The 13,794-nt window shown below is 72.0% G+C and carries 13 protein-coding genes; 5 read left to right on the top strand and 8 right to left on the bottom strand.

Features of this window, described 5'->3' with window-relative positions:
- Positions 1 to 184: 184 nt before the first annotated feature.
- The 8 genes from ABIE67_RS38045 to ABIE67_RS38010 all read right to left on the bottom strand — a co-directional run bounded on the left by ABIE67_RS38045 (position 185) and on the right by ABIE67_RS38010 (position 9,902).
- Entirely contained in the window at positions 185 to 1,210 is a 1,026-nt protein-coding gene (locus ABIE67_RS38045) for a TIGR03842 family LLM class F420-dependent oxidoreductase (RefSeq protein ID WP_370266073.1), read from the bottom strand.
- An 11-nt stretch (positions 1,211 to 1,221) separates the two neighbouring features.
- Positions 1,222 to 2,625, bottom strand: coding sequence for a dihydropyrimidinase (gene hydA / locus ABIE67_RS38040; protein ID WP_370266072.1), 1,404 nt, complete (start codon positions 2,623 to 2,625; stop codon positions 1,222 to 1,224).
- 120 nt (positions 2,626 to 2,745) lie between these two features.
- Positions 2,746 to 3,588 (bottom strand): nitrilase-related carbon-nitrogen hydrolase, encoded by an 843-nt coding sequence (locus ABIE67_RS38035; RefSeq protein ID WP_062716579.1) that lies wholly within the window; start codon positions 3,586 to 3,588, stop codon positions 2,746 to 2,748.
- A 155-nt stretch (positions 3,589 to 3,743) separates the two neighbouring features.
- A complete protein-coding gene (locus ABIE67_RS38030; protein WP_370266071.1) occupies positions 3,744 to 5,327 on the bottom strand; it encodes a PucR family transcriptional regulator in 1,584 nt (527 codons plus the stop codon).
- Between the two features lie 61 nt (positions 5,328 to 5,388).
- The gene (locus ABIE67_RS38025) at positions 5,389 to 6,672 is read right to left on the bottom strand and encodes an aspartate aminotransferase family protein (protein ID WP_370266070.1); all 1,284 of its coding nucleotides are present in this window, start codon (positions 6,670 to 6,672) and stop codon (positions 5,389 to 5,391) included.
- The gene (locus ABIE67_RS38020; RefSeq protein WP_370266069.1) at positions 6,669 to 7,511 is read right to left on the bottom strand and encodes a nitrilase-related carbon-nitrogen hydrolase; all 843 of its coding nucleotides are present in this window, start codon (positions 7,509 to 7,511) and stop codon (positions 6,669 to 6,671) included. The genes ABIE67_RS38025 and ABIE67_RS38020 overlap by 4 nt, the downstream gene beginning before the upstream one ends.
- Before the next feature lie 204 nt (positions 7,512 to 7,715).
- A complete protein-coding gene (locus ABIE67_RS38015) occupies positions 7,716 to 9,500 on the bottom strand; it encodes a hypothetical protein (RefSeq protein WP_370266068.1) in 1,785 nt (594 codons plus the stop codon).
- Positions 9,501 to 9,641: 141 nt separating this feature from the next.
- Positions 9,642 to 9,902 (bottom strand): helix-turn-helix domain-containing protein, encoded by a 261-nt coding sequence (locus tag ABIE67_RS38010; RefSeq protein ID WP_370266067.1) that lies wholly within the window; start codon positions 9,900 to 9,902, stop codon positions 9,642 to 9,644.
- Positions 9,903 to 9,967: 65 nt separating this feature from the next.
- On the opposite strand from ABIE67_RS38010, the gene map reads away from it, so the two are divergent.
- From map to ABIE67_RS37985, 5 genes are all read left to right on the top strand, one after another.
- The gene (gene map, locus ABIE67_RS38005) at positions 9,968 to 10,744 is read left to right on the top strand and encodes a type I methionyl aminopeptidase (RefSeq protein WP_370266066.1); all 777 of its coding nucleotides are present in this window, start codon (positions 9,968 to 9,970) and stop codon (positions 10,742 to 10,744) included.
- 341 nt (positions 10,745 to 11,085) lie between these two features.
- Positions 11,086 to 11,196 (top strand): keywimysin-related RiPP, encoded by a 111-nt coding sequence (locus tag ABIE67_RS38000; RefSeq protein WP_370266065.1) that lies wholly within the window; start codon positions 11,086 to 11,088, stop codon positions 11,194 to 11,196.
- A gap of 25 nt (positions 11,197 to 11,221) precedes the next feature.
- Entirely contained in the window at positions 11,222 to 13,069 is a 1,848-nt protein-coding gene (locus ABIE67_RS37995) for a lasso peptide isopeptide bond-forming cyclase (RefSeq protein ID WP_370266064.1), read from the top strand.
- A gap of 27 nt (positions 13,070 to 13,096) precedes the next feature.
- Positions 13,097 to 13,351 (top strand): lasso peptide biosynthesis PqqD family chaperone, encoded by a 255-nt coding sequence (locus ABIE67_RS37990; RefSeq protein WP_370266063.1) that lies wholly within the window; start codon positions 13,097 to 13,099, stop codon positions 13,349 to 13,351.
- Positions 13,348 to 13,773, top strand: coding sequence for a lasso peptide biosynthesis B2 protein (locus tag ABIE67_RS37985; protein WP_370266062.1), 426 nt, complete (start codon positions 13,348 to 13,350; stop codon positions 13,771 to 13,773). Before ABIE67_RS37990 ends, ABIE67_RS37985 begins: the two co-directional genes overlap by 4 nt.
- Positions 13,774 to 13,794: the final 21 nt, after the last annotated feature.

Here is a 13,794-nt window from a genome sequence, read left to right as displayed (position 1 = left end):
ATAGGCCGTGCGGGGGCCTTGGGCGGGTCCTGGGAGGGGCGGGGGCGTACCCGCCCCTCCCCGGACCCGCCTCCCTCCCCGAGGCGGGGTGGCGGGGAGGCCGGGACCGCGGGGAGGGAGACAAGGTGTGGGGGGGTCGGCTGGAGCGGTGTTGCTGTGCCGTGCCTGAACTGGCTTACGGACGTCAGGAGTTGTTGACCGCAGGAATGACCGACGAGCCGTACGCGTCGATCACCGCTTCCTGCGCGTCGTGCATGTCGTAGACGGCGAACTGGTCGACGCCCAGCTCACGCAGCGCGTTCAGCTTCTCGATGTGCTTCTCGACCGGTCCGATGACGCAGAACCGGTCGACGATCTCGTCGGGCACGAACTGGGTGTCCGGGTTGTCGGCGCGGCCGTGATGCGAGTAGTCGTACCCCTCACGCGCCTTGATGTACTCGGTGAGTTCGTCGGGTACGGCGGCGGAGTGTTCCCCGTACTTGGCGACCAGGTCGGCCACGTGGTTGCCGACCATCCCGCCGAACCAGCGGCACTGGTCCCGGGCGTGGGCGAGGGCCTCGGGCGAGTCGTCCGCGGTGACGTACGCGGGAGCGGCGACGCAGATCTTCACGTCCGAGGGGTCGCGGCCGGCGGCGACGGCCGCCTCCTTAACGGCCTTGACCATGTACTCGGTCAGATAGGGGTCGGCGAGCTGGAGGATGAACCCGTCGGCCTCCTCGCCGGTCATCTTCAGGGCCTTCGGACCGTACGCCGCCATCCATACGGGGAGTTCGGCGCCGGGCTTGATCCAGGGGAACCTGACGACCGTGCCGCCGCCGAGGTCGGCCTCCTGGCCGCTGCCCAGCGCCCGGATGACCTTCATGGCGTCGCTGATCCGGGCCAGGGTGTTGGGCTTGCGGCCGGCGACGCGCATCGCCGAGTCGCCGCGGCCGATGCCGCAGACCGTGCGGTTGCCGAACATGTCGTTGAGCGTGGCGAAGGTGGAGGCGGTGACCTCCCAGGTGCGGGTGCCCGGGTTGGTCACCATCGGGCCGACCTTCAGTTTCTGCGTGTTCGCCAGGATCTGGCTGTAGATGACGAACGGTTCCTGCCAGAGCACGGCCGAGTCGAAGGTCCAGCCGTAGCCGAACCCGCTGCGTTCGGCGCGCTTCATCAGGCTGACGACCCGCGAGGCCGGCGGGTCGGTCTGCAGGACGAGTCCGAAGTCCATGTGCTCCGCTCCTAGTTGAGGTACTGACAGGTGGAGCGGGGGGTGTAGACGCCGTGCCCTGCGCGGCCGGTGTACTCCCGCTCGGTGATGACGGGTTCGCCGCGCGAGAGGACCGTCTCGACCCGGCCGGTGGTCCGCTTGCCCTCGTACGCCGAGTAGTCGACGTTCATGTGGTGCGTGACGGCGGACATGACCTGCTCGGCCTGCGGGTCGTAGATCACGACGTCGGCGTCCGCGCCCGGCGCGATGGTGCCCTTCTTCGGGTACATGCCGAACATCCGGGCCGGGGTCGCGCAGGCGATCTCGATCCAGCGGCGGCGCGAGATGCGGCCGTCGACGACGGCCTGGTGGAGCAGGTCCATCCGGTTCTCGACGCCGGGAAGGCCGTTGGGGATCTTCGAGAAGTCCCCTCGCCCCAGCTCCTTCTGGCCCACGAAGCAGAAGGGGCAGTGGTCGGTGGAGACGACCTGGAGGTCGTTCGTCCGGAGCCCCTTCCACAGGTGGGCCTGGTGCTCCTGGGGGCGAAGGGGCGTGGAGCACACGTACTTCGCGCCCTCGAAGTCCGGCTCGGCGAGGTTGTCGGTGGACAGGAACAGGTACTGCGGGCAGGTCTCGCCGAAGACGTTCAGCCCTTCGTCGCGCGCCCGCGCCAGCTCGGCCACCGCCTCCATGGCCGAGACGTGCACGACGTAGAGGGGGGCGCCCGCGACCTGGGCCAGCCGGATGGCCCGATGGGTGGCCTCCGCCTCCAGCAGCGCCTTGCGTACCTCACCGTGATAGCGGGGGTCGGTCTCGCCCCGCGCCAGCGCCTGCTCGACCAGCACGTCGATCGCGATGCCGTTCTCGGCGTGCATCATGATCAGGCCGCCGTTCTCGGCGGAGCGCTGCATGGCGCGCAGGATCTGTCCGTCGTCGGAGTAGAAGACGCCGGGATACGCCATGAACTGCTTGAAGGAGGTCACACCCTCCTCCACCAGCAGGTCCATCTCCTTCAAGGTCTCCTGGTTCACATCGGAGACGATCATGTGGAAGCCGTAGTCGATCGCGCAGTTGCCCTCGGCCTTGGCGTGCCAGGCGTCCAGGCCCTCGCGCAGTGAGTGGCCCACGCTCTGCACGGCGAAGTCGATGATCGTGGTCGTACCGCCCCAGGCGGCGGCCCGGGTGCCGGTCTCGAAGGTGTCGGAGGCGAAGGTGCCGCCGAACGGCAGCTCCATATGGGTGTGGGCGTCGACGCCGCCCGGGATGACGTACTTCCCGGTGGCGTCGATGGTCCGCTCGGCCGTCCAGGCCTCGGCGACCGGGGTGCCGCTCGCGGCGAGGGCGGCGATACGGCCGTCCTCGATCAGGACGTCGGCGTGCATCTCGTCGGACGCGGTGATGACGAGGCCGCCGCGGATCACTGTCCGGGTGCTCATGTCGTGGTCGCTCCTCGCGGTGTCAAAGTGGCGGTTGTGTGTGGCTGGTCGCGCCCGCGCGGCGGAGCCGCATATCCAATGCAGCCCCGCGCCCCTTGGCCCGCTGCCCTGACGGCGCTTTTACGGTGCTGTCAGCGGTCCATACGCCCCCGGCGCCCGGTCGCGGTAGAACTGCCAGCGGTCGCGGACCTCGCGGAGTTTGGCCAGGTCCAGGTCGCGGACGACGAGTTCGGTCTCCTTGTCGCTCGCCACCTCCCCGACGAACTGGGCCTCCGGGTCCACGAAGTAGGTGGTGCCGTAGAAGTCGTTGTCGCCGAGGTCCTCCACGCCGACCCGGTTGATCGCGCCCACGAAGTACTCGTTGGCGACGGCCGCGGCCGGCTGCTCCAGCTGCCACAGGTAGCGGGAGAGCCCGCGGGAGGTGGCCGAGGGGTTGAACACGATCTCGGCGCCGGCCAGGCCCAGCGCCCGCCAGCCCTCGGGGAAGTGGCGGTCGTAGCAGATGTAGACGCCGATCTTCCCGACGGCCGTCTCGAAGACGGGCCAGCCGCTGTTCCCGGGACGGAAGTAGAACTTCTCCCAGAATCCCTGCACTTGGGGGATGTGGGTCTTGCGGTACTTGCCGAGGTAGGAGCCGTCCGCGTCGATCACGGCGGCGGTGTTGTACAGGACGCCCGGCTGCTCCTCCTCGTACATCGGCAGGACGAGGACGATGCCCAGCTCCTTGGCGAGTGCCTGGAAGCGCCGGACGGTCGGGCCCTCCGGGATCTGCTCGGCGTACTCGTAGAACGCCTTGTCCTGGACCTGGCAGAAGTACGGCCCGTAGAACAGCTCCTGGAAGCACAGCACTTGAGCACCCTGCGCGGCCGCGTCGCGGGCCGCCTGCTCGTGTACCTGGATCATCGATTCCTTGTCGCCGGTCCAGGCGGTCTGGAAGAGGGCGGCACGAATCACTCGGCTCATCGGGACCTCCGGTCGCTCGGTGTGCGAGAAGGCTAGGAAGTCCGGACCAGCGGTTTGAGTTGCACGGTGTCACGTCTGCGGGCATCCGGCGTGCCACGGTGTCACCCTGTCGTGATCCCATGTTTCACCGCCGCTTTCCCAGGTCGTGGCAGGTTTCAGGCTTGTTGCGCGTCGTGCGCGAGGAGTGCGATGTGCACCGATGCGGCCTGCTCGAAGTCGTCGAGGTCGACGCCGAGCCGTCCCTGTATCGCCTCCAGGCGGCGGTAGAGGGCGGGCCGGGAGACGTGGTGGAGCTGGGCGGTGCGGGACTTGTTGCGGCCGGAGGCGAGATACGTCCGCAGCACGGCGAGCAGGTCCTCGTCCGCTCCGGAGAGCAGCCCGTCCAGCTCCCGCTCCGCGAACGACTGCACCTGCGGGTCGTCCCGCAACAGCCGGATCAGGCCGCGCAGATGGACGTCCTTGAGGCGGACGACGGCCGGGAGGTCGAGGGCTGCCGAGGAGTCGGCGACGGCATCGGCGACATGCTGGGCCTCCCGCAGTCCGGCGGGTACGTCGTCCCAGGCGGTACGCGCGTCGGCAGCGGCCACGACGGTCCTGGGGCCTCCCGACTCCGCGCGCACCCGGGCGGCGAGGTTCGCGGTGAGCACGCCGGCGTCCTGGTCCCGGGCAAGGCTGAGCAGCACGGCGGTGGCCCCGTCGGCGAGCTCGGCGACGATGCCGGACAGCCCCAACAGCCTTAGGACACGCTCCAGTTGGGCCGCTTCACCATCGCGCACGACCAGCGGCACGAAGGCGCGCCGGTTGACCGGCAACCCGGCGGCCCGCGCGCGCGGCAGCAGTTGTCTCGCCGGTACGACCCCGCTGACGAGGTCGGTCAGCAGGCTCTGCGCGGACTGCTCCTCCCAGGTCTGCGCGGAGGCGCCGCCGAGCATGCGGTGCAGCACGAGTGCCTCGGCGGCGCGGTCGGCGAGCAGCCGCCCGGTGGCGGTGTCGCCCCGGTGCCCGCACAGCATGATCTGGCCCCACCGCTCCCCGCGTCCGCCGAGTTCGGCGCGGATCCAGCCGTCGCCCTCGCTGCCGCCGGCCTGCCGGGCGATGCGCTCCCAGTCGCGCAGCACGTCGTCCACGGCCGACCGCTCCCCCGCGGTGGCGAGGACGCGGTGGGCGAGGTTGGTGACGACGACGGGGCAGGCGCTGTGCGCGGCGACCTCGTCGAGGAGCCGCTGGAGCGGGGCGCCCGCGGTGATGAGTCCGGTGAGCGCGGTCCGTACGGCCTCCGAGAGGCTGACGGCGGCGAACTTCCTCCGCACCAGCCGGCACTGGACCTCTTCGGTCAGCTCGGCGAAGGGGAAGGGCCGGTGCAGTACGACCATGGGCAGCCCGCACCGCTCGGCCGCCCGGCGCATCACCTCCGGCGGTGCGGGGAACGCCCGGCCGAGGCCCAGGACGACGGCCGCGGCCTCGGCCCGGTGCAGGGAGCGGATGTACTCGGCCTGCTTGTCCTCGTCCCCGGCGAGGAGCACCCCGGTGGTGAGCACCATCTCGCCGCCGCTGAGCATCACCCCGACGTCCGGTGCCTCGGCGACATGCACCCAGCGCACCGGCCGGTCGAGCTGACCGGCGCCGGCCACCACCTCGGGCTCCCCGGCGAGCACCCGCTCCAGGGTGAGGACCTGCCGGACCGACAGGGCGGGTTCCAGGGGTTCCGTGGGCTCCAAGGACTCCGAGGTGGTGGTCATGGCGGTGTTCCCTTACTCGGGTCTCACTGAGGTACTCACTCAGGTACTCGCTCGGGTCCTGCTAGAGGCTCCTCAGAGCGTTCTCGAGGATCGCGGCGCCTTCCTCGGCCTCCGCGACGGTGAGGGACAGGGGCGGGGCGATGCGCAGGGAGGTGGTGTTGTGGCCGCCTCCCTTGCCGATGAGGAGGCCGCCCTCGCGGGCCGCTTCCAGCACGGCCGACGCGGCGGCCGGGTCGGCCTCGTCCGTGCCGGGCCGGGTGATCTCGATGCCCAGCATCAGGCCCCGGCCGCGTACCTCCCGGACGTGGGGCACGTGCGTGGCGGCGGCCCGCAGCCGTTCGACGAGCAGCCCGCCGACGCGCCGGGCGTTGCCCTGGAGGTCGTGATCCAGCAGGTAGGACAGGTTGGCGAGGCCGGCCGCCATAGTGATCTGGGTGCCGCCGAAGGTGGAGATGCTGTTGGAGTCCAGGCAGTTCATGATGTCGGCGCGGGCGACGACCCCGCCGATGGACATGCCGTTGCCGATACCCTTGGCGAAGGTCAGGATGTCCGGCGGACCGGACTGCCCGTGCGCCTGCCAGCCCCAGAAGTGGTCGCCGGTGCGGCCCCAGCCGGTCTGCACCTCGTCGGCGATCCACAGGACGCCGTGCTCGGCGAGCACCTCGCGGAAGGCGGCGTACAGGCCGTCCGGGCCGGACGTGAAGCCGCCGACGCCCTGGATGGGCTCGGCGATGAGGGCCGCGGGCGGACGGGTGTGGCCGAGGATGTCCTTGAGGTCGTCGACGCAGGCCGCGATGAAGTCGTCATCGCTCAGCTGCGCGTACGGCCCGCGTGTGCGCACTCCGCCGTGGACGTACAGCGTCTGCAGCGGCGACAGCGAGGTCGGGGACCAGCCACGGTTGCCGGTGATGCCGACCGCGCTGAAGGAGCGGCCGTGGTAGCTGTTGCGCATCGCGAGGATCGTGTTGCTCTGCCGGTAGGTGGTGGCGAGCAGCAGGGCGGTGTCGTTGGCCTCGGTGCCGGAGGTGGTGAAGAAGACACGGGCGTCCGGGATACCGCTCAACTGGGCGACGCGCTCGGCGAGTTCCACCATCGGCCGGTTGAGGTACAGGGTCGAGGAGTGGATGATCCGCCCGGCCTGCTCGCTCACCGCCTTCGTCACCTCGGGCAGCGCGTGCGCGGTCATCGTCGTCAGGATGCCGCCGAAGAAGTCGAGGTACCGGTTGCCCTCGACGTCCCACACGTGGCGGCCCTCGCCGTGGGTGATCTCCAGCGGCTCCTCGTAGTAGAGGGCGAGCCAGTCCGGCATGACGGCGTGATGGCGTCCCAGCAGGTCCTTGGTCACGGTTGCACCAGTCCTTCGTAGGCGTCGGGGCGGCGGTCGCGGTAGAAGGCCCACTGCTGCCGCACTTCTTCGATCACGTCGAAGTCGAGGTCGCGGACGACGAGTTCCTCGCTCTTGTCGCTGGCGACCTCCCCGACAACCTGCCCACGCGGGTCGACGAAATAGCTCGTCCCGTAGAAGTCGTTGTCGCCGTACGGCTCCTGCCCGACCCGGTTGATCGCGGCCACGAAGTACTCGTTGGCGACGGCCGCCGCGGGCTGCTCCAGCTGCCACAGGTAGGCGGACAGACCGCGTGACGTGGCCGACGGGTTGTAGACCAACTGGGCCCCGTTGAGACCGAGTTGCCGCCAGCCCTCCGGGAAGTGACGGTCGTAGCAGATGTAGACACCCACCTTGCCCACGGCGGTGTCGAAGACGGGCCAGCCGATGTTGCCCGGCTTGAAGTAGTACTTCTCCCAGAAGCCCTTGACCTGCGGGATGTGGTGCTTGCGGTACTTGCCGAGGAAGGTGCCGTCGGCGTCGATCACGGCGGCGGTGTTGTAGTAGAAGCCGGACTGCTCCACCTCGAAGACGGGGACGACGACCACCATGCCCGTCTCGCGGGCCAGCTCCTGCATACGCCGTACGGTCGGCCCGTCGGGGACCGGCTCGGCCCAGTTGTAGTGCTCGGGTTCCTGGACCTGACAGAAGTAGGGCGCGTTGAAGACTTCCTGGAACCCGATGATCCTGGCACCCTGGCGGGCCGCCTCGCGGGCGTGCTCCTCGTGCTTCGCCACCATGGACTCGGTGTCGCCGGTCCAGGTGGCCTGGACCAGAGCGGCACGTACGACGTTGGCCATGAGCTGCTCCTTCGACGGGACGTCAGAGCCTCTACGCCCGTAGAGGGGGGCCGTAGAGGCTCGAAAGTAAGCCCCCGGAACAGCCTTGCCAAGACCATCGTCGTTAACCCGCAGAGTCGATCACGTTTCACACTCCTGAGGGTGACGGATGGGGCCGGTGGGAGGGGGTGTCCAGGGGGTGTCACACCCCCTGCTCCCGGCGGCTCAGGCCGTGTGGCCCGCCACCCGCAGGGCGTGGACGAGATCCCACCGGCACTCGTCCGAGACGCCCTGGGCAGCCGCCAGCAGCAGCGGTACGAGCGTCCTCGGATCGGGCGCGGCGCTGCGGGCGGCCTCCTCCGGCGTGCGCACGCGGACGTACGCGTCGAGCAGGGCGCGGACCTCGCGGTGCCGCCCCTCGCCGGCCAGCGCCAGGACGGCCTGCCCGATCTCGTGCGCGGGCCGCCCCACGCCCTGCCGCAGGATCTGCTCCCCGTCCTCGGCGCGCCCCGCCGCGGTCAGCGCGTCGGCGGCGGCGACGAGCCGCTCGGCGGGCAGCGAGGCGGCCTCCCACAGCAGGCTCGCCCAGTCGGCCCCGAGCCCGGCGCGCTGCATCTCCGCGGCGAGCAGCGGAATGCGTACGGCGGGCCAGTACGCGGCCTCGACGAGCAGCGCGTGCGCCTCGCCGCTGCGCCCCTCGCCGCGCAGCCGCACCAGCGTCTCCACGGTCCCGAGGACCTCCCGCCGATCCGCCACGTCCATCGGCTCGGCCTGCGGCGCCGCCGGCATCGCGGGCGCCTCGACCGCGGCCCCGGCGAACCGTGCGCCGCGCGGAGTACGGCGGCCGGTGACGGGCTGGGCGGGGAGGGTGGGGAGCGTAGGCAGGGCGGGCGCGGCGGCAGGCGGTACGACGACGGGGGCCGCGTCCTCCTCGCCGATCCCGGCGAAGCGGGCACTGCCTCGGCGGCGTTTGCGCGTCCCCCGCGCGTCCGGCCGACCCGTCGCCCCGGAGGCGGCGTTCCCCTGCTCCCCGGCTGCCCAGGAGGTCGTCCCGGCGGCCGGCCGCGCGGCGCGCTGACCCGGCGTGTTCTGGCTGCCCTCGCCGGAGTGACCGGCCTGATTCGGCTGCGTACCGTCGACCGCGGACGCCTCGGCACCGAACCGCTCGCCGGTGGGGCGGTCACTTCGGAAGCCATCGTGACCGGACGGGCCGCGTCGGAAGCCACCGTCATCGGACCGGCCGTGCCCGACGCCGTCACCGCCGGTTCGGTCGTCGCCGGGCCCGCTGCCCGTGAACTCGTCGTCGCCGAACCGGCCGCGCCCTGCGCCGCCGTGGCCAACCCCGTCGTGGCCAACCCCGTCGTGCCCGAACCGGCCGTCACCGAACCGGCCACCGCCGGACGCGGCACCCCCGAACCCGTCGTCGGCCCGGAAGACGCCCCCCTCCCCCACCTGCTCCCGCTCCCGCTCCCGACCTATCGCCTGCCCCCGTGCGCTCGCCGTCCGGCGGTCCAGGGCGGCCATCCGGGTGCGGAGTTCGGCGCAGCGGGCGGTCGCGCGTTCGTGGTCGTCGCGGGCCCAGGCGAGGTCGAGGCGGATGGCGTCGGCCTGCTCCTGACTGCCGGCCGAGGCGAGTGAACGACCCAGTTCCGCCTGGCGTTCGGCGGCGTACCGCTGTTCGCGGAGCATGACGTCGAGGCGGTCACCGAGGGCGTCGCGGGCGCCGGGCCGGGCGTCATAGGCGGCGAGGGCGGCGGTGTGCAGGGCGCGGGCGCGTTCCGTCTCGGGGGCGGCGCCGCCGGGGCCGTACTGGCCGGCGAGGTCGTGCAGGAGTGCCTCCACCACGTCCCAGGGCGGTACTTCGCGTCCGTCGAGGCAGGCCTGCATTCCCTCCGGGTCGCGCTGCCAGAACACCCCGCACCAGCCGCCGCCCTGGTCCAGGCGCGCCACAAGGCCGTCCAGGTAGTTCACGAACTCCCGTACCCGGGCCGGGAGTTGATCCACTGACATCGCCCAACTCCCGCCAGACCGGAGTACTCCGGTCCGTTAGGCAACACCAGTCATGTTACGAACGGGCTACGGGGAGTTTTCCGAATGGACGCAGAGTGCGCCGCGGCTGCCAGAACGTGACGTGCGCGGCGGCCCGGCCCCTCAGGCGGCGGCCTCGGTGACCGGTGTGCAGCGCCCGGCGATCTCATCCATCGACAGGCCGAGGGCGTGCGCGAGCGCGGCCACCGTGAAGAAGGCCGGTGTCGGCGCCCGGCCGGTCTCGATCTTGCGCAGCGTCTCGGCGGAGATGCCGGCACTCGCCGCGACCTCCGTCATGCTGCGGCCGCCGCGGGCCTCGCGGAGCAGCCGGCCGAGCCGCTCGCCGCGTTCACGCTCTTCGGGGGTGAGAGGGGTGCGCACCATGGCGCCCATTCTAATACCGCCCCCAGCGCGCGTCCCCCCATTCAAATACCGGTATAGTAATTGGCATGGTGGAACTGAAGACGGACACGTCGATCGATGCGATGTACGAGGCGGGGCAGGTCGTGGGGCAGGCCCTCACGGCCGTGCGGAAGGTCGCTGACGTGGGGGTATCCCTGCTGGAGCTGGACGAGGTGGCGCGCGAGGTGCTGCGCGCGGCGGGAGCGACCTCCCCGTTCCTCGGCTACCGCCCCTCCTTCGCCCCCGTCCCCTTCCCCGCCGTCATCTGCACCTCGGTGAACGACGCGATCGTGCACGGCATCCCGACCGGGTACCGCCTGCGCGACGGCGACCTGGTCTCCATCGACTGCGGCGCCGAACTGGGCGGCTGGGCGGGCGACTCGGCGATCAGCTTCACGGTCGGCACGCCGCGCCCGGCCGACGTACGCCTCATCGAGACGGCGGAACGCGCGCTGACGGCCGGCATCGAGGCGGCCGTGGTCGGCAACCGCATCGGCGACATCGCCCACGCGATCGGCTCGGTGTGCCGGACGGCCGGGTACGGCATCCCGGACGGGTTCGGCGGGCACGGCATCGGCCGCAAGATGCACGAGGATCCGTCGGTACCGAACGAGGGCCGCCCGGGCCGGGGCATGCCCCTGCGGCACGGCCTGGTCCTCGCCATCGAGCCGATGCTCGTCGCGAGCGGCAAGGACGACTACCACGCGGCCCCGGACGGCTGGACCCTGCGCACGAACGACGGCTCCCGGGCGGCGCACGTGGAGCACACGGTGGCGATCACCGACGCGGGACCGCGCGTTCTCACCGCCCGGGAAGCCCTCTGACCACACCGCCCGCCGGGCCCTGCGCCCGCCGAACATGGTGCGCACCGACGGCCGTGCAGTGCGCCCCGGAGGCTCCCCCGCCCGGTCCTCGTGCACGGCGCGCGCCGCCACGGAGAGCCACACCTGGGAACGTTTCTTCGCACATGCACACGCAAAACCGCCGACAGGCGGGACGCCTCAAGTCGGGCACGTGCGCCGATCCCAGGCCGGAGTCATCTGCCTTTTCATACCGTCATACTTTCGTGCTGCACCTTGCCTCACCCTCACCTTCCGCAGCTAGCTGGTGCTGCGTCCGGTCCCCGCCCGGGGACTGGGACACCACCCGCAGTGAAGGAGAAGTCATGAAGAAGGCATACGAAGCACCGACGCTCGTCAGGCTCGGTACGTTCCGCAAGGAGACGGGGCTCCTGGCACGCAACGGCCGCGACCGGCTGATCCTGAGCAAGAACTGACGGGCGACGGCACTGACCCGACGTCATGACTGAACTGCACGAAAGTGCGGGGACGGGCCCCGGCGACGCGGACTTCGCGGTCTTCACCGACTGCGAGGACGCGGCCGCCGTGGCCCGCTCCTTCGCCCCGCCCGGCTACCGCACCCTCACCCACGCGTCGGGCCGACCCTGGCTGGTCGGCCGCTGGCACGACGAGGACATCGTCACGGCGAGCGCCGGTGAGGCCGCCCTCGCGGTCATCGGCAACGGCCCCGTCGAGGCGGGCGAACTGCGGCGCAGGGCCGCACGGCTGAGGGACCTCGCGGAGCTCGACGCGCTGGCCCGCTCCCTCCCCGGCAGCTTCCACCTCGTCGCCGCCCTCGACGGACAGGTCCGGGTCCAGGGCACCGCCTCGGGCCTGCGGCTGGTCTTCCACGCGGAGATCGACGGCGTACGGGTGGCCGCCACCCGTGCCGACACGCTCGCCGCCGCCCTCGGCCTCGACCCCGATCCGCAGGAGCTGGCCGTCCGGCTGCTGTGGCCGGCCCCCTACCCCCTGTTCGAGACCTCCCTGTGGCGCCCGGTCACCGCCGTGCCCCCGCAGGACGCCCTGATCATCGCCGCGGACGGGCGCTCCGTACGGCACACCCGCTGGTGGACACCGCCGGAGCCGGTCCGGTCCCTCGCCGAGTCGGCGCCGCTGATCCGGACGGCGCTCCAGGAAGCCGTCAACGCACGGACCCAGCAGGGCGGCGTGGTCAGCTGCGACCTGTCCGGCGGGCTGGACTCCACCTCCGTCTGCTTCCTCGCCGACCGCTCCCCCGCCCGCGTGGTGGCCAGCACCTGGCCGGGCCGCGATCCGGCGGACACCGACCTGTACTGGGCCGAGCTGGCCGCGGGGCACCTCCCGGACGTCGACCACGTCATCTGGGACGCGGACGCCTCACCGCTGGTCTACGAGGACCTGCTCGGCATCGACGACCTCCTCGACGAGCCCACCATCGGCGTCATGGACCGCTCCCGGGTCCTGCACCACCTGCCGGTCCTCGGCGCACGCGGCAGTCGGCTGCATCTGACCGGCATCGGCGGCGACCACGTGGCCTGGTGCTCCGAGGCCTACTACCACCGCCTGCTGCGCACCCGGCCGCTGTTCGCCCTGCGGCAGCTGCGTGGGTTCCGGGCCCTGTGGCGCTGGCCGCTCGGCGGTACGGCCCGCGCCCTCGCGGACTCCCGGCCGTACGGCAGGTGGCTCGCCGACGCGGCGGACCGGCTGCGCGATCCGTCGCCCTCCTCCGTGGCCACCGGGCTCGGCTGGGGCATGGCTCCGCGGCTGTTCGGCTGGGCGACCCCGGACGCCGAACGGCTGGCGGGCCGGGCGCTGCTCGACGCCGCGGCGACGGTGGCACCGCTGCATCCGGACCGGGGGATGCATGCGGACCTGGAGCAGATCCGCTCGACCACACGTGTCATCCGCCAGTGGGACCGGATGGCGGCCCGCGCCGGTCTGCCGATGGCCCATCCCTTCCTCGACGACCGCGTCATCGAGGCGTGTCTGGCCGTACGCCCCGTCGAGCGCGTCACGCCGTGGGCGTACAAGCCGGTGCTGACGGCCGCGATGAGCGGCCTGGTGCCCGAGGCCTGTCTGCGGCGCACCACCAAGGCCGCGGCCTCGATGGACGCCGCCAACGGACTGCGCGACCACCGCGCCGACCTGCTGGCGCTGTGGGAGGACTCCCGGCTGGCGTCGCTCGGCCTGGTGGACGGCGCCGAGCTGCGCCGCCTCGCCCTGCGGCCCGCCTCCCCCGGCCTGTCCGACGCCATCCTCTACTCCACGATCGCCGCCGAGGTGTGGCTGCGGGGGCTGCCCCGCAGCCGTGCCCACACTCCCCGATAACCCGCACCGCGTCAGAAAGGCGAGCGCATGCCCTTGCGGTTCGACGCACACGTCTCCACGGCCGAGACCGACTACGGCACCGTCCTGCTGGACGAACAGGCCGGAACCTACTGGGAGTTGAACCCGACCGCCACCCTGGTGGTACGCACCCTGCTCGACGGCGGCGAGGAGGCGGACGCGGCCGCCGCCCTGGTCCGCGAGTTCGACATCGACCGGGCACAGGCCCAGCAGGACGTCGAGGCGCTCGTCGGGCACCTGCGCGAGGCGGGGCTGGCCTCATGACGACACCCAGCGCACTGGAACGCCCCACCGGTGTGCCGCTCGGCCGCCGTCTGGCCGCCCGCCTCGTGCTGCTCCCCGCCGTCGCGCTCGCCCTGCTGCCGCCCCGCCGCATCCGCGCCGTCCTCGGTGTCCTGCGCCGCGGGGCCGCGCCCGCCACCACCACGCAGGCCCAGGCCGCGCGGGACGCCATGTGCGCCGTCAGCCTGCGCTGTACCGGGCCGAAAGGGTGCCTGCCGCGTTCCCTGGGGGCCACATTGCTGTGCCGGCTCCAGGGAACGTGGCCGACGTGGTGCGCCGGGGTCCGCGTCGTCCCGCCCTTCACCGCGCACGCCTGGATCGAGACGGAGGGCCACCCCGTCGGCGAGGGTGTACCGGACGGCTACTTCGCCCGGCTGGTGGCCGTCGAGCCGGCCGGCCGATGAGCGACGGGGCCGTTGCGGGCG

It is taken from the genome of Streptomyces sp. V4I8 (genome assembly GCF_041261225.1).
Lineage (GTDB): Bacteria > Actinomycetota > Actinomycetes > Streptomycetales > Streptomycetaceae > Streptomyces.
The sequence above is the reverse complement of the archived record's forward strand: the minus strand, read 5'-3'. Positions and strand labels throughout refer to the sequence as shown.

Excerpts from the sequence above, each read along its gene's own strand:
- ABIE67_RS38045 (WP_370266073.1), bottom strand. The coding sequence starts at position 1,210 with ATGGACTTCGGACTCGTCCTGCAGACCGACCCGCCGGCCTCGCGGGTC.
- hydA (WP_370266072.1), bottom strand. The coding sequence starts at position 2,625 with ATGAGCACCCGGACAGTGATCCGCGGCGGCCTCGTCATCACCGCGTCC.
- ABIE67_RS38035 (WP_062716579.1), bottom strand. The coding sequence starts at position 3,588 with ATGAGCCGAGTGATTCGTGCCGCCCTCTTCCAGACCGCCTGGACCGGC.
- ABIE67_RS38030 (WP_370266071.1), bottom strand. The coding sequence starts at position 5,327 with ATGACCACCACCTCGGAGTCCTTGGAGCCCACGGAACCCCTGGAACCC.
- ABIE67_RS38020 (WP_370266069.1), bottom strand. The coding sequence starts at position 7,511 with ATGGCCAACGTCGTACGTGCCGCTCTGGTCCAGGCCACCTGGACCGGC.
- ABIE67_RS38015 (WP_370266068.1), bottom strand. The coding sequence starts at position 9,500 with ATGTCAGTGGATCAACTCCCGGCCCGGGTACGGGAGTTCGTGAACTAC.
- ABIE67_RS38010 (WP_370266067.1), bottom strand. The coding sequence starts at position 9,902 with ATGGTGCGCACCCCTCTCACCCCCGAAGAGCGTGAACGCGGCGAGCGG.
- map (WP_370266066.1), top strand. The coding sequence starts at position 9,968 with ATGGTGGAACTGAAGACGGACACGTCGATCGATGCGATGTACGAGGCG.
- ABIE67_RS38000 (WP_370266065.1), top strand. The coding sequence starts at position 11,086 with ATGAAGAAGGCATACGAAGCACCGACGCTCGTCAGGCTCGGTACGTTC.
- ABIE67_RS37995 (WP_370266064.1), top strand. The coding sequence starts at position 11,222 with ATGACTGAACTGCACGAAAGTGCGGGGACGGGCCCCGGCGACGCGGAC.
- ABIE67_RS37990 (WP_370266063.1), top strand. The coding sequence starts at position 13,097 with ATGCCCTTGCGGTTCGACGCACACGTCTCCACGGCCGAGACCGACTAC.
- ABIE67_RS37985 (WP_370266062.1), top strand. The coding sequence starts at position 13,348 with ATGACGACACCCAGCGCACTGGAACGCCCCACCGGTGTGCCGCTCGGC.